Origin of the sequence: Caballeronia sp. SL2Y3, from assembly GCF_022879575.1 — a bacterium.
GTDB lineage: Bacteria > Pseudomonadota > Gammaproteobacteria > Burkholderiales > Burkholderiaceae > Caballeronia.
The window spans coordinates 54,958-75,255 of sequence record NZ_CP084262.1 but is presented as its reverse complement, the minus strand read 5'-3'; the positions used below and the strand labels follow the sequence as shown (position 1 = coordinate 75,255).

The window sequence follows — 20,298 nt, the reverse complement described above, 5'->3', positions numbered from 1 at the left end:
CACTTTTCTGCGACAATCCGGAAACTTGGAAAAACGCGCGAAAACGTTACCCGCCATGAAGAAGACCTCTCCGACCATTCGCGATGTTGCCGCCGCAGCGGGCGTGTCGGTCGCGACGGTATCCAAATACATGAATGGCGCGCAGCGGTTTTCCGCGCCCGTGGAAGCGCGGCTCAAAGCCGCAATCGACTCGCTCGGCTACAGGTCCAACCCGCTCGCGCGCTCGATGATCACGGGTCGCACGCGCACCATCGGTCTGACGATCCTCGACATCAGCAATCCGCACTTCACTAACGTGGTCAAAGGCGCGAATCGCATTGCGCTGAGACACGACTACACGCTGCTGCTCGTCGATATCGACGAAAGTCAGGCGCGCGAGCGTCCGCTCATCGAGGCGTTGGCGCAGCGCGTGGATGGCCTGATCGTCAGCTCGCGCCTCTCCGACGAAGACGCGCGCTGGATGCTCGATCTCGACAAGCCGGTCGTGCTTCTGCGCAATGCCGAGGCCCTGCCCATTCCGAGCGTCGGAATCGACAACCGCCTCGCCTCGCACATGCTCGCGCGGCATCTGCTGAATCTCGGGCATCGGCATATTGCATACCTTGGCTTCGGTCAGGCGCGCATCAACGATGAACGGATTCGCGGCGTGCGCGAATGTCTTCAAGATGCAGGGCTCGAACTCGACGTATATGATGCGCATGCTCCGACCTCGCTTGCCGGCGAACATGCGTGCTCGCGCGTCATGCTCGGACCGAAGCGTCCCCAAGCGGTGATCTGCTACAACGACCTGATCGCGCTCGGCTTCATGAAGGAAGCCGCGACGCTCGGCATTCGCGTGCCTCAGGACGTCTCTGTCACGGGCATCGACAACGTGCCCTACGGCGCATACGCCGCGCCCGGACTCACCACCGTCGATATACAGAGCGAGAAGATGGGCGAACTCGCGATGCAGAAGCTGATCGACGCGCTCGCCGGCCATCCGGACCCCGGCAATTCCATGTTCGAGCCGCGCTTGATCGTGCGTGAATCGACGGCTCCGGCCGCGGCCATGACGACCGAGTGACGCGCGACGCATCGTGTCGATGTCGTTCACGATGCGTCGCAAGATGCGCTCAGGCGTCGAGTTTGGCGGGCGCCATTTTCGGCGTCAGCACATGCATGACGCCGAACGCGACGAGGTAAGCCAGCGCGCCGATCGCAAAGAGCGCCCAGTACTGGCCGGTACGTTGCAGAACCTGGCCGATCACTTCCGAGAACAGCACGCCGCCGATCGACCCTGCCATTCCGCCGATGCCGACCACGGCGCCCACCGCACGACGCGGGAACAAGTCCGAAGCCGTCGTGAAGAGATTCGCCGACCATCCCTGATGCGCCGCCGCCGCGAGACCGACGATCGCCACGGCGAGCCACAGATCGTGGACCTGCGAAACGAATGCAATCGGCAGTACGCAGCATGCACAGATCAACATCGCGGTTTTGCGTGCTGCATTCACACTCCAGCCCGCGCGCAGCAGCGCCGACGAAATCCAGCCGCCGCCGATACTGCCCACCGTGGTGATCGCATAGATCACGACGAGCGGCAGGCCGATGTGCTGCATGTCCATGCCGCGCGATTCGTTGAGCCACTTCGGCAGCCAGAACAGGTAGAACCACCACACCGGGTCGGTCAGGAACTTGCCGATGAGGAAGGCCCACGTTTCGCGCTTGCGGATCAGCACCTTGAAGCCCGGCGCGCCCGCCTTGGCATGGCCGGCGTCGGCAGCTTCCGCTTCGTCCTTTTCGTGCGAAAGGTCGTCGCCGTGCGTGCGGCTGTCGGGCTGGCGATACATGAAGAACCAGACCACGAGCCATACGAGGCCGATTGCGCCGACGATCACGAACGCCGCGCGCCAGCCCAGCGCCACGGCGAGCGCCGGAATGATGGCGGGCGCGAACACCGCGCCGATATTCGCGCCTGAATTAAAAATACCAGTGGCGAGCGCGCGCTCGTGGCGCGGAAACCATTCCGCCGTCGTCTTGATCGCAGCCGGGAAGTTGCCGCCCTCGCCGATGCCGAGCAGCGCGCGAACCATCGCGAATCCCATCACCGAACCGACCGCCGCATGCAGCATCGCGGCCAGGCTCCAGACGAACATCGCCAGTGCGTACGACAGCCGGGTGCCGAGCCAGTCGACGATACGCCCGAAGCACAACAGCCCGACCGCATAGAACGCCGAAAACGCGATGACGATGCGCCCGTACTGGATCTGCGTCCAGCCGATGTCATGCTGAAGCAGGGGCGCGAGCAGACCCAGGATCTGCCGGTCCATGTAGTTGATGACGGTCGCAAAGAAGAGCAACGCACACACGGTCCACCGATACCTGCTGGCGGTGCGTGCGAGGCCGACGACGGCTGTTTGCATGAATGTCTCCGGTACGCGGCGGCGCTCGTCGTGCCGCGTGTCAGTTTGTGAAGGCGACGGGCGCCGTTTGCATGCGTCGAGCTAAAAGAGCCGCGCTGCGCTTTTCTTGGAAAACGTTTTTCGAAGGATATAGCGATTTGCACGAAGACGCCTACCCCGGGACTTACCCTAACGGAGCCGACGGGTCGTTCCACGTGATGCCGCGCGAGCCGGCAGCGTTAATCGTTTTCTAGCAAGTGCGGCTCCGTGGCATTTTGCGTGCGGAATGCCGCACACAGAATGCCGGCGACCATTACGGCCGACAGTGCGAAGCGAAGACCTCGAGACGGAAAAAGGGCCGATCGACTAAAGCTGCGTCCACTTTTTGCCGATAGATACCGGACACCTTCCCAAGATTTAAGTACTTATGCTCTTTCAACGTCTCGCCCGCATGAATGCCGGGACAAAGTTCGCGGTTCTCGCATGCACGCTCGCCGCCATCGTCGTCGCCTCTTTCACGCTTGCCGTCACGCGCTCCGCGGGCGAGCAAGTCGACGCTCATGCGCTCGCCCGCGTGGAAAGCGACAATCGTTCGATAGTGACGATGATCCGTCTGTACGACACGGCAGTGAGCGCCGAAGTCGCGCGCTTCATGACCATGTTCTCGCATCGCCTGCCTAACGATTTCGCACTCGACGGCACGCAAACCGTCGATGTCGCCGGGGCAGCGACGCCTCGCCTCAGCGCGGGCGATAAGCCCCTGAACGGCGACTTTTCCATTCCGGATGCGTTTCTGGAAGAAAGCGGCGCGATCTCGACCATCTTCGCGCGCACCGGGGACGACTTCGTGCGCGTCACCACGTCGCTCAAAAAGCAGGACGGGTCGCGTGCCGTGGGCACGATGCTCGACCGCAAAGGCCCCGCGTACGGTCCGGTGCTCGCAGGGAAAAGCTATATCGGCATGGCTGCGCTCTTCGGCAAGCAATACATCACCGAATACAAGCCCGTGAAAGATGCCGCAGGCCGCGTGATCGGCGCGCTGTTCGTGGGCGTCGACGTGACGGCGGAAATGGCCGCGCTTCAGAACGACATCCGCAAGTTGACGGTTGGCGAGAGCGGCTATCACTTCGTCGTCGATGCGTCGAACGGGCCGAACCGCGGCAAGCTGCTCGTGCATCCCGGCAACGAGGGGCAGGCGGCGGACGAGCGCGTTGCACCGTTCGCGCACATGCTCGATACGCGCGAAGGCCTGCTCGCGTTCGATGGCGCCGACATCGCCGGCGCCGACGCGCATGTCCACGGCGGCGCAAAGGAGATCGTCTTTACAACGGTGCCCGAATGGAACTGGATGATCGGCGGCATCGCATATCGCGATGAATTGCTCGCCGGCATTCACGCAAGCCGCAATCGCTTCCTTTTGCTCGGCCTCGTCGTCATCGCCGCGCTCGTCGGCGCGCTGCTGTATGCCGTCTCCAAGCTCGTTGGCGCTCCTATCGACGAAGTGACGCGCGCCTCCGAACGCATCGCGGCGGGCGATCTGACCGTGCGCATCGACACGGCGCGCCAGGACGACATCGGGCGTCTGATGCGCGCGATCGACGGCGTCTCGCAAGGGCTCGCCGGCATCGTCGCGCAGGTGCGAAGCGCATCCGCCGATATGACGGACGGCACCGCGCGCATCGCGTCCGGCAGCAGCGACATCGCCATGCGTATCGCGACGCAGGCATCGAGCGTCGAGGAGACCGCGGCGAGCATGGAACAGATCACATCGACCGTTCAGCAAAACGCAGCGAACACCGAGCAAGCGGGCACGCTGGTGGCATCGGCATCGGACGCGGCACGCGCGGGCGGCGAAGCCGTGGCGCGCGTCGTCGAGACGATGAGCGAGATCGACGCATCCGCTCGGCGCATCGCTGACATCACCGCGACGATCGAGGGCATCGCATTCCAGACGAATATCCTCGCGCTCAACGCGGCCGTCGAGGCGGCGCGTGCCGGCGAACATGGAAAGGGTTTCGCGGTCGTCGCATCGGAAGTGCGGGCGCTCGCCCAGCGCAGTGCTGGCGCGGTCAAGGAAATCGATGCGTTGATCTCGGAGTCCGCGAACAAGGTGTCGCACGGCTTCAAGATAGCGGAGGAAGCAAGCGGCACCATGCGCGGCATTGTCGATCACGTCGCGCGCGTGAACGCAATCGTCGGCGAGATCGGTGTCGCCTCACGCGAGCAGGCTTGCGGCATCGAGCAGGTGAACATGGCCGTGATGCAGATCGGCGAAGCGACGCAGCAGAACGCGTCGCTCGTTGGCGAAGCAGAACATTCGACCGCCGAGCTGCGCGATCAGGCCGAGCGGCTGGCACACGCAGTCAGCATGTTTCGCGTGTGACGTACGCGTGACTTGAACGCCTCGCCGCAAGCGGCTAACGGATCGCTTGCGGTCCGTTCGACTTCGCTGCTGTATAAGTGGCGCGTGAGGCTGCCTTATCCGCCAACATACGTCTCTGCACGCCAGTGCGCAGCCTCGCCGCCATGCAACGTGGCACTGTCCTTGCTCTATCTTCGTCGCTTGATAAGCAGCACGAGCTTGACCTGCGCAAGGCGACATAGTATTTAAACGACGACCACCCATCCTTCCTTTTAAACGGCTAGGATGCAAGAAGCCCGTGAATAGACGCATCGGCGTGATTCTCAGGCTCATTCGGGGAACCCACCGCAGCGAAGATGCTCTATTGCGTGGCGCGGTTGACAAGATGTGCATCACATCGGGGCATGCGCTTCGGTGTATAAGGCATCCACTGGCTCGTCCACTGTCTTTCGACATGCGACCGGGTCTGCCAGCATCTATAACTAGACATCGCAACCGGCAACGTGCCGCTTGTCGGGCGGCATGCCACGCCGAGGTGTGCGATGCGATCGACCACAAGATTCGTCCGGGGAGCGCGGCGTTTCGCGCCACGGCGTCGCCATCGCGGCGCCGCTTCCTTCAACCCGATTTAGACGGAGCGTCCCTATGTCTTTCGAGCGTGACCCTGTGTCAGACACAAGTCCGCTGCTCACCATCGTGGTTGCAGCCTATAACGTCGAGGGGTACATCGAAGAAGCGCTCGAGTCGCTACTGAGCCAGCCACACATCGACGCGATGCGCATCATCGTCGTCGACGACGGGTCCCATGACGAGACCAATTCCGCAGTCCAACTGATGATCGAACGCGACGGCGGCGCGCATATTCAACTCGTCCGGCAGGAGAACGCCGGCGTCAGCGCCGCCCGCAATCTGGGTCTTGCCGCGGTGACGACCCCATACGTCGGCTTCCTGGATGGCGACGACATTTACCTGAAAGGATTCACCGAGGCCATCATGCCGCGCCTCGCCGAAGGTAAATACGACATGATCGAGTACAACGTGAGCATCATCGACGACGAGGGGCGCCAGTTGGACGAGCTCGTTCTCGTGAGCGAAGCGGAGGGCGGCGATCATCCGGTGGATCGTCATGCGCGACTGCATTTCGCCGATACGTTCCACACTTTCGTCTGGGCGCGCGTGTATCGCACGGAACTCTTCAAGACCACGCAGTTTCCTGTGGGCCGCCATTACGAAGACATGGCGCTCATGCCGTCCTTGTATCTGCTCGCGAATCGCATCTATCGCATTGCAGAGCCGCTGATCGGCTATCGCAGACGGTTCGGCAGCATCACGCAGAAAGCCACGCTGCACGATATGCGCGATCTGCAGGTGAACGGCGTAGAGGCGCTCGCGCGCTGCGACGGCGGCGAGATGGACGACTTCTGGCTCGCCGTCTTCGATAAAGTCTTTCAGCGCGCCTGCCACGTTTGCGCGCGAGTCGATCGAGCATCGTTTCGCGAGGCTTCGGAAATCCTGTCCGACATGGCCGCCGACCACCGCAACACGCGCGCAAGACTTGCCGAGCGCAACGGACGTACAGTCGTCGAACTCAAGCCTTTCGACCTCAATGTGCGCACCGACCGGTCCATTCACTTTCTGAAGTCGCTCGTGAAGAAGGTGCTGAGGCGCAGCCTCGATCGTCATCAACGGGAGCGGCGGCCGCTCAGGAGAGAGCGGCTGGGCATGACCGAACGCTCACGCGTCTAAAGCCGCACGAGGGAGCGCGGGCGAGCGTCCCGCGTTTCGCAGTAAACTGCATGCATGGAAAAGTGCCCCTATTGCGAAAGAATCCGCGACGAATGGGACTGTCACGGACAAACATGCCGCACCGCCATCGCGCTTGCGCTGCGCAGGCAGCGCATGGGCTTGCCCATGGTTCCCAAAGTGATACGCAACGAGATCCCAGCCGGCGCGTCGACGGGCGAAGTCATCGCCCAGTTGTCGCGACAGCGCCTGCGCGCTCGCCGCGCGAACGAAGAGCGCCGCGAGCGCAAGGCCGCCGACGATCTGGACGTTTGAGCGTTTGAACGTCAGCGTGTTTGGCGTTCAGCAGGCGTCGAGCACGGCGCGAAAACCATCGGCGGTAAAAGGCTTCAGGAAATAGCCGTCGAAATGCTCGTGCAGTTCGTTCCTGTGGCGGTCGTCGCCGGTGACCGCCACGACGCATGCAAGCTGGCTCGGTCCTGCCGCCCGCAATCGCCGGCACAGGTCGCGGCCATCGACATCCGGCAAGCCGATGTCGATAAAGATCGTGTCGTAGCGGTTTTCGGCTGCGAGCAGCATCGCCTGATGACCGTCATACGCGACATGCGCAACGTGTCCGAGAGACACGGCGAGGTCTCTGAATGCATCGCAAAGACGGGCGTCATCTTCTACAAACAGGACATACATGGTCGGTCATCCGGAAGGCGTGGGCTCGCGTCGCGCTTGAGGCCGATGCGTCAGGCAATAGACGCACGCAAAAACCGAGCCATTCTTTTGGCCGTGCAGTGAGGTCGCGAAAGTCGGATTGCCTTATTGAGGCCAGTGACCGAGCGCCCTGCTAATGCTCTAGTGAATTTCCCGGCGCACGATAAGCTGATGCTTCAGCGCGCGATGCCGGGTGGCATCGAGATAGCCGTGCGCGACCATCGAGTCCAACGCGTCGAGCGTCGTTTGCGAGCCGCAAAGGCGCATGGCCTTTGCATCCGCGTCGAGTTCGAATCGCGCCGCCCGCGCGTCGGCATGTGTGCGCCATGCCCTACGTGACGCGAACAGAACGAGTGCGAAGCATGCACCCGGAACGGACACACGCCACAGCTCCGCGTCCGGCAACGACGCGAACAGGGCGCATGGGACCGCAAAGATCAAGCTCACGCCGAGCAGGGTCAGCACGAAGTCTGCGAGCAACGCGGGGCGCTGAGTCGCATGCGCGACTTCGTGCGCAAGAACGAGACGAAGCGCAGGCTCGGGCAACGCGAGCGTGCGCGAATCGATTTCGATGCGATTGAACAAGGCGTCATAGCACGGCCCGCACGACGTCTCCACGAACCGGACACCAGGCGTCGCGATGCTCAACGCCTGCGCGTAATGCGCGACGAGCCGCGATGCGAGTTGTTCCGTCTTGTCCATGTCGCCACGTCAGTCCACTGGGCTATCGCTCGCCGGTGAGTCGCTCTTTATGCTGACATCGAGTTCTTCGTAGAAGATGGCGGCGTGTCAGTCATTTTGAGCGCTATGCCGTCAACGTGCTTGCGACCCTGCCACCTCGCGATGCAATCGACTCATATCATGCCTCGCTCAGTAAAAGCGGCAAATTAAACCGACGTCTGAGAGAGGCCAAGTAATTTTGTTTATTGTGACGTGCGCAAGTACACATGCTTAGCAAAAACGCGTATTGGACCAAAATCCCGAGTCATGGTAAAAATGTATTCGCTCGACATCACGAGCGCATCTTCAACGAAATTCGTCTCTTAGGGTTGGAAAAATGGCAACAGGTACCGTCAAGTGGTTTAACGATGCAAAGGGTTTTGGTTTCATTACGCCGGACGACGGCGGTGAGGACCTGTTTGCACATTTCTCCGAAATCCAGTCCAAGGGTTTCAAGTCGCTTCAGGAAAACCAGAAGGTGAGCTTCGAAGTCAAGCAAGGCCCCAAGGGCAAGCAGGCTTCGACGATCCAGCCGCTGTAAGTCACTGATCAGCAGGCTGCCTCGGCGCACAACGGCCCTTCGGGGCCGTTTGTTTTTTGCACTGTAGATTCTTTCTCCAAGGCGATGAGGCCGCCTTATCCGCGTCGCGGCAAAGGCAATAAGTCAGTAGAATTCACGCATCGCATACAAAGCTGCGATCCAAAGCAGCGACATTCCTGGATGTTCATTGGCGTGAATCCGCGAAGCAGCCTAGAAAAGCGCCGTGTCTGGCCACGGTACACCGCCCATGTGTTGCTCATCATGCTCTGGTGTGTGTTCGCTAACGCACACGCGCAATCGTTTGCATTAAACGCGCGGGCAGCGCGTTTTGTCAGCGCGGTCGTGATGGACGACTTTCACACGGCTCAATCAGGCGGCGGATATCTTTTTTCCTACGACCCTCACGAGACAGATGCCACGCTCAAGATGAAGCTCGCGCGCTGGTTTTCCGGTGTCGATCCCGACGCGATCCGTATGGCTCCTGCCGAAAAGAGAACGCTCTTCGGCTTTTATTGGGCGGCGAGCATGATGTCCGAGAAGTCGGCCTGTTTCGATTCCATCGCGCAGGCCGCTTGCAGCGAAGAGCTGGGCGCGTGGATGGCGCGCGAAGCGGCCGACGACCCGCGTTTCGTCCGCGCGTATGAATCGGCGGCGAAGGCGCTTGGCTTGCCGCCTTATGCAAGTCCGCTTCAATGAGCGGCCCGCTCGGCTGATCCCCGTGCGGCGTTGCATCGGCATGGTCGCGGGCCCATGCGATCTTCGCCGCCACGCTCGCGAGCACGGATAACGCGCCAATCGTTTCCAACAGAGCGGCGATCATGATGTTTCATCGATGCGGAAGCATCGGCCCATACGTTCGCACGAAGAACGCGATGGTGATGCCTGCGCTCAGAAGCAGCGTGCCGGCCCGGATCGCGCCAGGCGGCGCGCGGCGTCCCAACTGCGCGCCGCTGTATCCGCCCGCGATGGCCGCGACGAGCATCGCGCCGGTCTCGGGCCAGCGTACCGCATGCGCCAGCGCGAACGTCACCACCGCGACCGAGTTCGCTGCGCTGACGAGCAACGTACGCGGCGCGTTCAGGCTCTTGAGATCGCGCGCGTCGAGCAAGCCCCAGACGGCCATCATCATGATGCCGACCGCCCCGCCGAAGTAGCCGCCATAGACGCCGAGCGCCAGCTGAATCGCGAGGACCGACGGCGCGCCGATGCGCCACCGTCGCCGCAAGGCTTCGCCCAGCGTGCGGCCGAATGCGAGCGCGAGACTCGCGCAGAGCATGAGCCACGGCAACAGGAACGAGAACGTGGATGACGACGTGCGCAGCAACAGCGCCGCGCCGATCAACCCGCCGATCACGGTGATGAAGAGCATCGCGCGCAGCGACACCGGGCCGACCGGACTCAAGCCGTCGCGGTACGCCCACGCGCTGACCACGCCGCCGGGAAAGAGCGCCACGGTCGACGAAGCGTTCGCCTGAACCGGGGGCAAACCCGCTGCAATGAGCGCGGGCAGGCTCACGAACGAGCCGCCGCCCGCGAGCGCGTTCATCGCGCCCGCGAGGAAACCCGCGCCTGTCACAACGATAAGAGGTTCCATGCGGCAGATCGTAGCGGGCAGCCTGCGCGCTTACAATCTGGCAATTCCAATGCGAGGCTTCGGCGCGACCGAAGGCACGGCATGCGCTTCGATCTCACCGACATGCGGCTTTTTCTGACCGTGCTGGAGCGCGGCAGCATCACGGCGGGCGCGCAGGCCATGCATCTTGCGCTGGCATCGGCGAGTGAACGCATCGCGGGCACGGAAGCGGCGCTCGGCGCACCGCTTCTCGAACGCAATCGCCGGGGCGTACACGCGACCGCCGCGGGCGAAGCGTTCGTGCGGCATGCACGCATGATTCTGGCTCAGGTCGAACAGATGAAGGGCGAGCTGCGTCATTACGCGACCGGTCTGAAAGGCCGCATCAAACTGCTGTCCAATACGGCTGCCCTCGCCGCCTTCTTGCCGATGCAACTCGCGCGCTTTCTCGCGGCGCATCCCGATCTTTCGATCGATCTGGACGAACGGCCGAGTGTCGATATCGTGCAGGCACTCGCCGAAGGCCGCGCGGACCTGGGCATCGTGGCCGATATCACCGACCTTGCCAGCCTGCAAACGCATGTGATCGCGCAGGATCAGCTTGTCGTGGTCGCGCACCGCACGCACCGCGTGGCGCAGCAATCCGCCGCTTCGTTCGCGGATATCGTGAGCGAAGCGTACGTCGGACTCGCGGATGCCGCGCTGGAGATGCACTTGGCCGAACGCGCGTCGCGGCTCGGCAAGCAACTGGACTACCGCATTCACATGCGCAGTCTCGACAACGTGGGCATGCTGGTCGAAGCGGGCATCGGAATCGCCATTCTTTCGGATGTGTCGGCGCAGGCGCTGCGGCGGCCCGGTCTCGCGATCGTGCCGCTATCGGAGCCGTGGGCCGCGCGCCGCCTGCTGCTTTGCGCCCGCGCTTTCGATGCGCTGACGCCTCATGCGAGTCTGCTCGCGCATCAACTGATCGAGGCTGCGGCCTAGAACGCCCGCCCGACGATCAGCGGATCGACCGGACCGATCGTCCCGATATCGCGATTCGCATACGGCAGCCGATGCAGCACATAGCGCATGGCATTGAGGCGCGCGCGCTTCTTGCAATCGGAGCGCACGACGGTCCACGGCGTATCGGCGGTATCGGTGTGCGCGAACATGGCTTCCTTCGCCGCGGTGTAGTCGTCCCACTTGTCGAGTGAAGCGAGGTCCACGGGACTGAGCTTCCATTGCTTGAGCGGATGCACTTCACGTTCCTTGAAACGGCGGCGCTGCTCCGCGCGGCTCACGGAAAACCAGAACTTGATGATATGCACGCCGCTTTGCGTGAGGTGCCGCTCGAACGCCGGCACCTGCTGCATGAACGCGTCGTACTCCTGATTCGTGCAGAAGCCCATCACGCGCTCGACGCCCGCGCGGTTGTACCACGAGCGGTCGAACAGCACGATCTCGCCGGCAGTGGGAAGGTGTTCGACGTAACGCTGGAAATACCATTGGCCTCGTTCGCGTTCCGAAGGCTTTTCGAGCGCCACCACGCGCGCGCCGCGCGGATTCAGATGCTCCATGAAGCGCTTGATGGCGCCGCCTTTGCCTGCGGCATCGCGCCCTTCGAACAGGATCACGACGCGTTGACCCGTCTCTTTCACCCACGCCTGCAGCTTCAGCAATTCGACCTGCAGCCGGTACTTCTGCTTCTCGTACGCCTGCCGCGACATCAGATGCTTGTACGGATATTCTCCGTGACGCCAGCCGGCCGACAGTTCTTCGTCCTGACGCTGCCTGCGCGATGCCGGCGCTCCCACGAGCGATGTGGCCTCGAAGAGATAGGCGCGCAAGGTGGCCGCTTCGTCCGGAGAGAGGCCGCCTATGATGGCCTTCAGCGTGTCGATGCGCGTTTCGGTGCTTTCGCTGTTCGACGCGGCAGATGCGAGCACGTCCGCCATGCCGCTCGTGATGAGTTCATTGGCCGCATCCACTGCGTCCTGCGTTTCCTGCCTGAAGATGGCCTCGGACGCTTCGGCAACGCTCACGTCGCTGTCCTGTTCCTGCGGGTTGCGTCGAGAAGTCGGGCGTGCGGGGGTCCCGGTTGGTCTTGCGTTTTTCAAAGTCCTTTTCTCCCTAATGCCGCGGCGTATGCGGCAGCGCGTACGCTAGCCGTGTCGTCAAACTGCTTCTGCGGCCTTGCGCAATACGACGTACAGCTTGTCTTTCAGCCGCAGCTTTTCCTTCTTCAACGCTTCGACGGCGAAGGGATCGGCCGGCGTTACGCCGCTCTCCATGTTGCGGATTTCATGATCGAGCGCATTGTGCCGCTCAAAGAGCTTCGAGAAGTGCGCGTCTTCAGTCTTGAGCCGGGATATCAGGTCACGGTATTCGGGAAACATGCGATTCTCCAATGCGGTTTTAACGAGGGCGTTGCTCAACACTACGTAGTACATCTTACCGATTCGCGACCGCGTTTCGCCCTTCTCCGCCTGCTTCGATGCTGCGTGATTTCGCCGCATCGTAAAGCGGCAGCGAGGCGCCGCACGCGAGTCGTAGGCGAAAACCCCTCTGCCGGACTACCCGTGCGCCGCGCACAATAGTCGTTCGGGGACGGCGCGTTCCCGCAGGGAGACATCATGAAGACAACCCTTACCTCCGTCGTCGCGTTCGCGATCGGCGCCGGCGGCCTCGCTTTCGCCACCGTATCGCAAGCCGACAATTCCGCTGCCCACAAGCTCGGGCAGATCGGCGTCATCAATCAGACGCTTCAGCCTAAGCCGACGAAATCGGCGCCTGCCTATTCGAACTCAAACTCGACCTCCACCGGAAGCACTTACGGAAACACGGCGAACGGCGTGAACAGCCAGAACCCGTCGAACGCTGCCGCCAACACCGGCGCCGCCGCTCGCGCAGGCGCAGCAGCAGGCAGCGGCAAATAAAGCAGACTGGCTCCGTCGCGCGCGATGCGCGCAGCCCTGTCCGCATCGGCACAGAGGCGACGCACCGCGCGGCTGCACGACATCAAAGTCGATCAGTAAAAGCGCCCGGCTCTGAAAGCGCCGCCCCGCCATGCGCCGCGCGCCTCGCGCAAGAATCGCACGATCGTTCTTGCATGAAACGAACGGTTGTCCCGCAAATTCTGCTGAAGCTTTCTTAATCGTTTCAGTCGGACCCATTCAAATAATCAAAATCAGGTTATCGTTTGCGCGGCTTTTTCGCTCGGCGATGTCGAAGGCATACTGTAGGTACATACAAATAAATGCTGAGAGAAAGCCATGTACGGGGAACCGAGAACACTTTACTTCGCAGGCCGCGCAGCGTCGGACGATCTGACCGAACGACTGCATGCGCGTGGCTGGGCGATCGAATACGTGACGCCTGCGAAGCCGCCTAAAGCCGCGAAGCATGACAAGCGCGCGGCGGCAGGCATCATCGATCTGACGAGCCGTGGCTATGCCGAGGACACGGCCGCGCTCGTCGGATTGCTTTCGAGCCAACGCATCGGCTGGGTCGCGACCGTCGATCCGGATCACGCGGAAAACCCCGATATTTCCCGCCTGATTCGCGATTACTGCTTCGACTACGTGACAATGCCGTCGGCATCCGACCGCATCGTCGATGCGGTGGGCCATGCGTACGGCATGGTCTCGCTGCACGACGCCGCCTCCAACGATGCCTATAAGACCGATGGCCAGGAAGTCGGCATGGTCGGCACCTGCGAGGCGATGCAGGCCTTGTATCGCTCCATTCGAAAGGTCGCCATGACCGATGCGCCGGTTTTCATCTCGGGCGAATCGGGCACCGGCAAGGAACTGACGGCGCTTGCCATTCACGCGCGTTCGGCGCGGCGCGACCAGCCGTTCGTTGCCATTAACTGCGGCGCGATTCCGCCGCATCTCTTGCAGTCCGAGCTCTTCGGCTACGAACGCGGCGCGTTCACCGGCGCGAACCAGCGCAAGATCGGCCGCGTCGAAGCGGCGGACGGCGGCACGCTCTTTCTGGATGAAATCGGCGATCTGCCGCTCGAAAGTCAGGCGAGCCTGCTGCGCTTTCTTCAGGAACGCAAGATCGAGCGCCTTGGCGGGCAGACGTCGACGGCGGTGGACGTGCGCATCATTTCGGCCACGCACGTCGACATGCAAACCGCGATGCTCGAAGGACGCTTCCGCGCGGACCTGTATCACCGTCTATGCGTCCTGCAGATCGACGAGCCGCCGTTGCGCGTGCGCGGCAAGGACATCGAACTGCTCGCCAACCATATGCTCGAACGCTTCAGGCGGGATGCGAGCCGCCGCTTGCGCGGGTTCTCGCCCTGCGCCATTGCCGCGCTTCACAACTACGCGTGGCCCGGCAACGTGCGTGAACTCATCAATCGGGTGAGGCGCGCCATCGTCATGAGCGAAGGGCGGCAGATTTTCGCGAGCGATCTCGAACTCGGCGACTATGTGGAAGCCGCGCCGACCACGCTTGCGCAGGCGCGCGAAGCGGCGGAACGGCAGGCCATCGAAGTGGCGCTGTTGCGGCATCGCGGGCGCCTCGGCGAAGCGGCCGACGAGCTCGGCATCTCGCGCGTCACGCTGTATCGTCTGCTCACGGCCTATGGGCTGCGCGCGAAAGAGGAGCGCACGTTGCAGGTATCGAGCGCTTAAAGCCGCACGGCTACGCGCGTCTTCAGAAGGGCAGCGCGGCGTCCTGCCGCAGAAAGCGGAGGATGCGGCTCACCACGGTTCGCGCCTGCTCCTGCTGCACCCAATGCCCCGCGCCTTCGATAAAGTGCGCCGCGCGAAAATTCGTGCACGCGTACTGACGCATGGCTTCGAAATCGCCCGGTCGCTGATAGCAGCCCCAGTCGCTGCTTCCCGCAATGAAACACGCAGGCACGTCGATCGTGCGCCCTGCCCACAGGCGCAAGCGCGCGCTCTCGCCTGCGTCGTTGCTCGCGCGATACCAGTTCAATCCGCCCTGAAATCCCGTTCGTGCGAATTCGCTCGCATAAACGTGCAGTTCGGCGTCGTCGAGCCACGCGCACGATGCAACTTCTTCCGCGGACGGCATGGTTTGCGCGACGGTCTGCGGCATGGTCTTGTCCGCGTCCATCACGTAATAAGCGGGCAGCAAGGCGAGTTCTTCGACAACGGGCGCGACGAGCGGATGCGGCCGGTTGCCGGACCAGTCCGCGCTCTTCACATGCCAATACGCGCGCAGAAAATCGGCGAGGCCTTGCGGCGCGTGCAGCATATCGTCGTTGGCCTGTGGCTCCGTGAAGTAGCGTTGATAGTGCTTGCGCGGCGGATCGAGCGAGGCCAGTTCGTTCATGGCATCGGTCATCGAGGGCGAGGCGGGTTCGTCGAACGCGAAGCGAGGCGGTCCTGCAAACGGCGCGCTCATCATGACGACGGAGCGGAAGACGTCGGGCCTCGTCAGCGCGCACCACGCCGCCACGGGCGAGCCGAAATCGTGCCCCACGACAGCGGCAACCGACCGATGCCCCAGCGCGAAAACGAGGCCCAGGGTATCGAGGACGAGGTTCGGCATCGCGTAATCGGCGAGACCGGCGTCGAAGCGCGTGTCCGCCCCGCCGGTTCTGCCGTAGCCTCGCTGGTCCGGCGCGATGACGTGATAGCCGGCATCCGCAAGCGGCTTCATGACTTTGCGCCAGCTATAGGCCAGTTCGGGAAAGCCGTGCAGCAACACGATGCACGGCGCGTCCGGCGTCTCATACCCCGCTTCCAGCATATGCATCGACAGGCCGTTGCCGTTGTCGACCATGCGCGCGCGCACGCCGTCGGGCAAGGGCATATCCGGCAGCGTTTCACTCATGCGCGGCTCCTTTCTGCGAGAGCCCACATGATGCCATTTCCAGCAAGCGCCGAGGCGCTGCACGCTTTAACATGGCGGGTTATGAGGCGGCTATCGACGCTCGCCTCGACGCCTTACGTCTACTTCCGGGATTCTTCAGCCATGACAACCTCTACTTCCCGCCGCCGCGCCGCCTTTCGCGAACTCGTGAATGCCCGCCGTGGTCTGCTCCTGCCGGGCGCGTTCAACGCGATGAGCGCAAGCCTTATCGCGGACCTCGGCTTCGAGGCGATCTACATCACGGGCGCGGGCGTCACCAACATGTCCCTCGGCTTGCCGGACCTCGCATTCATGGGACTGGCGGAGATCGCGGAGCATACGAATCGCATTCGCGATGCAGTGGACTTGCCGCTCGTCGTCGATGCGGACACGGGCTTCGGCAACGCGCTCAACGTGCGCCATACGGTACGCACGCTCGAGCGCGCCGGCGCGGATGCCATTCAACTGGAAGATCAGGTCATGCCGAAGAAATGCGGCCACTTCGCGGGCAAGAGCGTCATCTCGACGAGCGAGATGCTCGGCAAGATACGCGCCGCCGTGGATGCGCGCGAGGACGAGAACCTGCAGATCATCGCGCGCACGGACGCCTGCGCGGTGCATGGCTTCGATGCCGCGATCGAACGCGCGAATCAGTTCGTCGAGGCTGGCGCCGATATTCTCTTTATCGAAGCGATCGAAACGCAGGAGCAGATCGCATCGTTGACGCGGCTCGTCGCCGCGCCGCAACTCATCAACATCGTGATCGGCGGCAAGACGCCGGTCACGGGCCGCGACGAATTGCAGAACCTCGGCTTCAGTCTCGTGCTCTACGCGAACGCCGCGTTGCAGAGCGCGGTGCGCGGCATGCAGACGGCGCTGACCGCGCTGAAGCAAGAAGGCAAGCTGGATGAAGATCCGGCTGTAGTCGCGCCGTTCTCCGAGCGTCAACGGCTCGTGAAGAAGCCTCTCTTCGACGAACTCGACCGCAAGTACGCAGCGGAGTAAGTCTTGGCGGATGCGCAGATAGAACGATCGCGACGACAGTGCAAGGCACGAGCCGATTCTTTGCTATGCTCGCCTACGCAAGAATGCATGCGTCGCAGACGGGTTGCAGACGCGTTGCATTCGCCTCATGGCGCATGGCGCTCAACGAAAATCAGGAGATTGCAGATGGCAAAAGGCTATTGGGTCAGCGCTTACCGCAAGATTACGAAGCCCGATCAGGTTGCTGAGTATTCGAAGCTCGCAACGGTCGCGATTCAGGAAGGCGGCGGCCGCGCGCTGGTTCGCGGCGTAGCGTCGACGGTGCACGGCGCGGGCATTGCGGAACGCACGGTGCTCGTCGAATTCGACTCGCTCGATCAGGCGCTCGCCACGTTCAACGGCGAAAAGTACCAGGAAGCGCTGAGAGTGCTGGGCGATGCATGCGAACGCGATTTCCGCGTCGTCGAAGGCATCGCGTAAAACACGGTGAGCCGATGGCGGCGTGCTCGCGCCGCCATCGCATGCTCAAGCGTTCATTGACCCGGCGCGTAGAGATCGAGCAGGCGCAAGGTCACGCCATTGGTCCATCCGAAGCCATCCTGTAGCGGATATTCCCCGCCCCCGCCACCGCCTGTCCCCGCCCCTTCCACGACATACTTCTCGACGAGCTTTTGCTGCGTCGCATACACATGGTTCACGTCGGCGAGAAAGCGCGTGCCGATCTGCTGCGCGAGATCGCCGCGGCCATAGCGCCGCAAACCGTCGACCGCTATCCAGTGCAGCGGCGCCCAGCCGTTCGGGGCATCCCATTGTTGAGCCGTATTGAAGGTCGTCGTCGTCAGGCCGCCCGGCTTGAGCAATAACGTTTCCACCGTACGCGCCGTGGCGTGCGCGCGCTCGGGCCACGCCGCCCCTGCGAACAACGGATAAAGCATCGCCGCCGACGGGTTGTTGCGCGGCTGACCGAGCTGCCAGTCGTAGTCGCCGTAATAGCCGTTGTTATTCCACAGATACCGGTTGATGCCGATCGCACGCTTCGCCGCCCGGCCGACGAACTCCGCGACACAACCGAAGTCACGCGCTTCGCCGCAACCGCGCGCGATGGTCGTCTCCAGATGGAACATGAGGCTATTGAGATCCACCGGAACGATGGACGTCGTGCGGATGGTGGCAAGCGTCTGGTTGTCGCCGAACCATCGCGAACTGAAGTCCCAGCCGCTTTCCGCTGCCGCGCGCAGATCGCGATACACCTCGTTCGCGGGACGGTTCGTCACGAGCCGGGCAGTCTCGACGTCCTCCAGATACGACTCGTCGCGCGGCGTGTCGCGTTCGTCCCAATAGCGGTTGAGCACGGTGCGATCGGGCAGCATCACGACATTGCGCACCGCCTCGCCCGGTTGGAGCGAATGTGCGCCCTGCATCCAGTAGTGATATTCGCGGCGCATTTGCGGCAGATACTTCTGATACACGCGTCCGCCTTCCTTATGCGCGGCAAGCTCCACCATGTAGGAGAAGAACGGCGGCTGCGAACGGCTAACATAGTACGTGCGATTGCCGTTCGGAATATGGCCGATGGTATCGATCAGATACGCGAAGTTGTCGAGCATGTTATCGACGAGATCTTCGCGACCGGCTTCCTGAAGGCCCAGCATCGTGAAATAGGTGTCCCAGTAGTAGCCTTCGCGAAAGCGTCCGCCCGGCACGACGTAGGGCTTCGGCATGGGAATCAGCGTGCTGTATGGCGGCACGGTCACGGAGTTGCGCGTGAGTTGCGGCCACAGCCAGTCGATATGCTCGCGCAAGGTCTGGTTAGGCGGCGGCGTGATGACCTGATCGGTCGGCGGCGTGAAGTACTGCGCGACGAATGCGGAAAGACTGAAGCCGGGAACGATATGCTGTTGCGCATAGAGCTGTTTGATTTGCGCAGGGTCGATCTTGGGCGTCGCATCGACAAAGGTCTTCTGGTCGGGATAAATCTTCTGCGTTTGCACTGCGGTGAAAAGCTCGCCATAGAGTTCGCTAGGCGGTGGCGGCACGACGTAGCTGCTCTGGGCATCCGCATACGCGACGCTGGCCGCGCCGAGCAAGGCCCATGCGCCGAACAGGCGGCGCGCGTTCAACGAATGGTGCTGCGACGCATCAAGCGTCATGCGATATCGCGACAGTACGATCATGTTCACTCCTTCGGAGGTGATGAACCGGACTGGTCTCGCTCGTGCCGCTTGTTTTAATCGGAAGCTGCAGCAGGGCGAAGCATCGCATGCACGGCACCGTCGTTGCAACCGGCGGTGCGGCCGAATCGAAAGCGCGCCTAGCGCACGCCGAACTTCCACACGGTCACTTCGTGATACTCGTCGCCCGGCCTGAGTTCGGTGGACGGGAACGAGGGATGGTTGGGCGAATCAGGAAAGTGCTCGGCCTCGAGCGCGAACGCGTCCGTCTGACGGTACGCATTGCCCGATACACCGACCGCACTGCCGTCCAGCCCGTTGGCGGTGTAGAACTGCAAGCCCGGTTGCGTCGTATAGAGATCGAGCACGCGCCCGCTCGCCGGATCGTAGGCACGCGCGGCAAACGAAGGCTCGCCTTCATGCTGGCTGCTCTTGTTCAGCTTGAAGTTGTTGTCATAACCGCGCGCGTAGCGCAGTTGCGGGAAGGCCGAACGCAAACGCGCGCCGATAGGCGTCAACGCGCGCAGATCGAGCGGCGTGCCTTCCACGGACGCGACTTCGCCCGTTGGAATCGAATCCGCGCGCGTCGGCGTATAGCTCGATGCCGCGATCATGATGAGCTGATTCTCGACGCTGCCGCTGCCCTCGCCCGCCAGATTGAAGTAGCTATGGTTCGTGAGATTCACGACTGTCGGCTTATCCGTTTTGGCGCGATAGTCGATACGCACTTCGTTGTCGTCGGTGAGCGTGTAGGTCACGTCGACCGTGAGCGTGCCGGGAAAAGCGTTCTCGTTGTCCGGGCTCACGTAACGCAGTTGCACACCCGCGCCGCTTGCGTTCTGAAACGTGCGCACGACCGTCCACACCTTCTCGTCGAAGCTGTGCGGACCGCCATGCAGCGTATTGGGCGGATCGTTGACCGGCAACTGATACGTGTGTCCGTCGAGCGTGAAACGCCCTTGCGCGATGCGGTTCGCATAGCGGCCGATCAGGCTGCCGAAGTGAATATCGCCGTTGTATCGCTCATAATCGGCAAGCGATGCGAAGCCGAGCACGATGTCCGCGCGCCGCCCGCGCCGGTCCGGCACATCGATTCGCGTCACGATGCCGCCATAGGTGATGCAGCTCATCGAAACGCCGCGCGTATTCGACAGCGTGTACTGAATCACCGGCTGACCTTGCTGCGTCGCGCCATACGGCGAAGACGCGATGGTCGCCGCGTCCGACACGAACGGAAAAGCGGCGGCGCACAGCGCTGCAACGCTTCGGGAAATCTGTTTCATTGGAATGAATGTCAG

The 20,298-nt window shown here is 62.6% G+C and carries 20 protein-coding genes; 11 read left to right on the top strand and 9 right to left on the bottom strand.

Going from position 1 to position 20,298, the window contains the following annotated elements; translation table 11 throughout:
- Positions 1 to 55: 55 nt before the first annotated feature.
- Positions 56 to 1,063, top strand: coding sequence for a LacI family DNA-binding transcriptional regulator (locus LDZ26_RS19370; protein ID WP_244850878.1), 1,008 nt, complete (start codon positions 56 to 58; stop codon positions 1,061 to 1,063).
- Between the two features lie 49 nt (positions 1,064 to 1,112).
- Here LDZ26_RS19370 and LDZ26_RS19365 read toward each other — a convergent pair whose 3' ends face one another.
- Positions 1,113 to 2,402, bottom strand: a complete 1,290-nt coding sequence (locus LDZ26_RS19365; RefSeq protein WP_244850877.1) for an MFS transporter — start codon at positions 2,400 to 2,402, stop codon at positions 1,113 to 1,115.
- A gap of 406 nt (positions 2,403 to 2,808) precedes the next feature.
- Between LDZ26_RS19365 and LDZ26_RS19360 the strand changes: the two genes are divergently transcribed.
- The 3 genes from LDZ26_RS19360 to LDZ26_RS19350 all read left to right on the top strand — a co-directional run bounded on the left by LDZ26_RS19360 (position 2,809) and on the right by LDZ26_RS19350 (position 6,801).
- Complete coding sequence (locus LDZ26_RS19360) at positions 2,809 to 4,764, top strand: methyl-accepting chemotaxis protein (RefSeq protein WP_244850876.1); 1,956 nt, start codon at positions 2,809 to 2,811, stop codon at positions 4,762 to 4,764.
- Between the two features lie 489 nt (positions 4,765 to 5,253).
- Positions 5,254 to 6,489: a glycosyltransferase gene (locus LDZ26_RS19355; RefSeq protein ID WP_244850875.1), complete on the top strand. Its 1,236-nt coding sequence runs from the start codon at positions 5,254 to 5,256 to the stop codon at positions 6,487 to 6,489.
- A gap of 54 nt (positions 6,490 to 6,543) precedes the next feature.
- Positions 6,544 to 6,801, top strand: a complete 258-nt coding sequence (locus tag LDZ26_RS19350; RefSeq protein WP_244850874.1) for a hypothetical protein — start codon at positions 6,544 to 6,546, stop codon at positions 6,799 to 6,801.
- A 27-nt stretch (positions 6,802 to 6,828) separates the two neighbouring features.
- Here the strand turns inward: LDZ26_RS19350 and LDZ26_RS19345 are convergent, their stop codons facing one another.
- Entirely contained in the window at positions 6,829 to 7,113 is a 285-nt protein-coding gene (locus tag LDZ26_RS19345) for a response regulator (protein WP_236572379.1), read from the bottom strand.
- Positions 7,114 to 7,332: 219 nt separating this feature from the next.
- A complete protein-coding gene (locus LDZ26_RS19340) occupies positions 7,333 to 7,893 on the bottom strand; it encodes a M48 family metalloprotease (protein WP_244850873.1) in 561 nt (186 codons plus the stop codon).
- 355 nt (positions 7,894 to 8,248) lie between these two features.
- On the opposite strand from LDZ26_RS19340, the gene LDZ26_RS19335 reads away from it, so the two are divergent.
- Complete coding sequence (locus LDZ26_RS19335) at positions 8,249 to 8,452, top strand: cold-shock protein (protein ID WP_008347993.1); 204 nt, start codon at positions 8,249 to 8,251, stop codon at positions 8,450 to 8,452.
- A 180-nt stretch (positions 8,453 to 8,632) separates the two neighbouring features.
- Positions 8,633 to 9,148: a hypothetical protein gene (locus LDZ26_RS19330; RefSeq protein ID WP_244850872.1), complete on the top strand. Its 516-nt coding sequence runs from the start codon at positions 8,633 to 8,635 to the stop codon at positions 9,146 to 9,148.
- 130 nt (positions 9,149 to 9,278) lie between these two features.
- Here LDZ26_RS19330 and LDZ26_RS19325 read toward each other — a convergent pair whose 3' ends face one another.
- Complete coding sequence (locus LDZ26_RS19325) at positions 9,279 to 10,046, bottom strand: sulfite exporter TauE/SafE family protein (protein WP_244850871.1); 768 nt, start codon at positions 10,044 to 10,046, stop codon at positions 9,279 to 9,281.
- An 81-nt stretch (positions 10,047 to 10,127) separates the two neighbouring features.
- Here LDZ26_RS19325 and LDZ26_RS19320 point away from each other — a divergent pair, with 81 nt between their 5' ends.
- Entirely contained in the window at positions 10,128 to 11,012 is an 885-nt protein-coding gene (locus LDZ26_RS19320) for a LysR family transcriptional regulator (RefSeq protein WP_244850870.1), read from the top strand.
- Here the strand turns inward: LDZ26_RS19320 and ppk2 are convergent.
- Positions 11,009 to 12,145, bottom strand: coding sequence for a polyphosphate kinase 2 (gene ppk2, locus LDZ26_RS19315; RefSeq protein WP_370650754.1), 1,137 nt, complete (start codon positions 12,143 to 12,145; stop codon positions 11,009 to 11,011). The genes LDZ26_RS19320 and ppk2 overlap by 4 nt on opposite strands.
- Before the next feature lie 39 nt (positions 12,146 to 12,184).
- The gene (locus tag LDZ26_RS19310; protein ID WP_244850868.1) at positions 12,185 to 12,406 is read right to left on the bottom strand and encodes a YdcH family protein; all 222 of its coding nucleotides are present in this window, start codon (positions 12,404 to 12,406) and stop codon (positions 12,185 to 12,187) included.
- 237 nt (positions 12,407 to 12,643) lie between these two features.
- Between LDZ26_RS19310 and LDZ26_RS19305 the strand changes: the two genes are divergently transcribed.
- A complete protein-coding gene (locus LDZ26_RS19305) occupies positions 12,644 to 12,946 on the top strand; it encodes a hypothetical protein (RefSeq protein WP_244850867.1) in 303 nt (100 codons plus the stop codon).
- Between the two features lie 336 nt (positions 12,947 to 13,282).
- On the top strand, positions 13,283 to 14,656 hold the full coding sequence (locus tag LDZ26_RS19300; protein ID WP_244850866.1) for a sigma-54 dependent transcriptional regulator: 1,374 nt from the start codon (positions 13,283 to 13,285) through the stop codon (positions 14,654 to 14,656).
- A 22-nt stretch (positions 14,657 to 14,678) separates the two neighbouring features.
- Here the strand turns inward: LDZ26_RS19300 and LDZ26_RS19295 are convergent, their stop codons facing one another.
- Entirely contained in the window at positions 14,679 to 15,827 is a 1,149-nt protein-coding gene (locus LDZ26_RS19295) for an alpha/beta fold hydrolase (RefSeq protein WP_244850865.1), read from the bottom strand.
- A 141-nt stretch (positions 15,828 to 15,968) separates the two neighbouring features.
- Between LDZ26_RS19295 and LDZ26_RS19290 the strand changes: the two genes are divergently transcribed.
- Together LDZ26_RS19290 and LDZ26_RS19285 are read left to right on the top strand one after the other, a co-directional pair.
- Entirely contained in the window at positions 15,969 to 16,850 is an 882-nt protein-coding gene (locus tag LDZ26_RS19290) for an oxaloacetate decarboxylase (protein WP_244850864.1), read from the top strand.
- Between the two features lie 165 nt (positions 16,851 to 17,015).
- Complete coding sequence (locus tag LDZ26_RS19285; protein WP_244850863.1) at positions 17,016 to 17,309, top strand: DUF1330 domain-containing protein; 294 nt, start codon at positions 17,016 to 17,018, stop codon at positions 17,307 to 17,309.
- A gap of 53 nt (positions 17,310 to 17,362) precedes the next feature.
- Here the strand turns inward: LDZ26_RS19285 and treA are convergent, their stop codons facing one another.
- The gene (gene treA, locus LDZ26_RS19280) at positions 17,363 to 19,003 is read right to left on the bottom strand and encodes an alpha,alpha-trehalase TreA (protein WP_244850862.1); all 1,641 of its coding nucleotides are present in this window, start codon (positions 19,001 to 19,003) and stop codon (positions 17,363 to 17,365) included.
- Positions 19,004 to 19,140: 137 nt separating this feature from the next.
- Positions 19,141 to 20,283 (bottom strand): aldose epimerase family protein, encoded by a 1,143-nt coding sequence (locus LDZ26_RS19275; protein ID WP_244850860.1) that lies wholly within the window; start codon positions 20,281 to 20,283, stop codon positions 19,141 to 19,143.
- Positions 20,284 to 20,298: the final 15 nt, after the last annotated feature.

Bases quoted from the DNA above. Each gene is read 5' to 3' on its own strand.
- LDZ26_RS19285 (WP_244850863.1), top strand. From the start codon at position 17,016: ATGGCAAAAGGCTATTGGGTCAGCGCTTACCGCAAGATTACGAAGCCC.
- LDZ26_RS19310 (WP_244850868.1), bottom strand. From the start codon at position 12,406: ATGTTTCCCGAATACCGTGACCTGATATCCCGGCTCAAGACTGAAGAC.
- LDZ26_RS19325 (WP_244850871.1), bottom strand. From the start codon at position 10,046: ATGGAACCTCTTATCGTTGTGACAGGCGCGGGTTTCCTCGCGGGCGCG.
- LDZ26_RS19360 (WP_244850876.1), top strand. From the start codon at position 2,809: ATGCTCTTTCAACGTCTCGCCCGCATGAATGCCGGGACAAAGTTCGCG.
- LDZ26_RS19305 (WP_244850867.1), top strand. From the start codon at position 12,644: ATGAAGACAACCCTTACCTCCGTCGTCGCGTTCGCGATCGGCGCCGGC.
- LDZ26_RS19365 (WP_244850877.1), bottom strand. From the start codon at position 2,402: ATGCAAACAGCCGTCGTCGGCCTCGCACGCACCGCCAGCAGGTATCGG.
- LDZ26_RS19275 (WP_244850860.1), bottom strand. From the start codon at position 20,283: ATGAAACAGATTTCCCGAAGCGTTGCAGCGCTGTGCGCCGCCGCTTTT.
- treA (WP_244850862.1), bottom strand. From the start codon at position 19,003: ATGATCGTACTGTCGCGATATCGCATGACGCTTGATGCGTCGCAGCAC.
- LDZ26_RS19320 (WP_244850870.1), top strand. From the start codon at position 10,128: ATGCGCTTCGATCTCACCGACATGCGGCTTTTTCTGACCGTGCTGGAG.
- LDZ26_RS19290 (WP_244850864.1), top strand. From the start codon at position 15,969: ATGACAACCTCTACTTCCCGCCGCCGCGCCGCCTTTCGCGAACTCGTG.
- LDZ26_RS19350 (WP_244850874.1), top strand. From the start codon at position 6,544: ATGGAAAAGTGCCCCTATTGCGAAAGAATCCGCGACGAATGGGACTGT.
- LDZ26_RS19330 (WP_244850872.1), top strand. From the start codon at position 8,633: ATGTTCATTGGCGTGAATCCGCGAAGCAGCCTAGAAAAGCGCCGTGTC.
- LDZ26_RS19300 (WP_244850866.1), top strand. From the start codon at position 13,283: ATGTACGGGGAACCGAGAACACTTTACTTCGCAGGCCGCGCAGCGTCG.
- LDZ26_RS19370 (WP_244850878.1), top strand. From the start codon at position 56: ATGAAGAAGACCTCTCCGACCATTCGCGATGTTGCCGCCGCAGCGGGC.
- LDZ26_RS19295 (WP_244850865.1), bottom strand. From the start codon at position 15,827: ATGAGTGAAACGCTGCCGGATATGCCCTTGCCCGACGGCGTGCGCGCG.
- LDZ26_RS19340 (WP_244850873.1), bottom strand. From the start codon at position 7,893: ATGGACAAGACGGAACAACTCGCATCGCGGCTCGTCGCGCATTACGCG.
- LDZ26_RS19335 (WP_008347993.1), top strand. From the start codon at position 8,249: ATGGCAACAGGTACCGTCAAGTGGTTTAACGATGCAAAGGGTTTTGGT.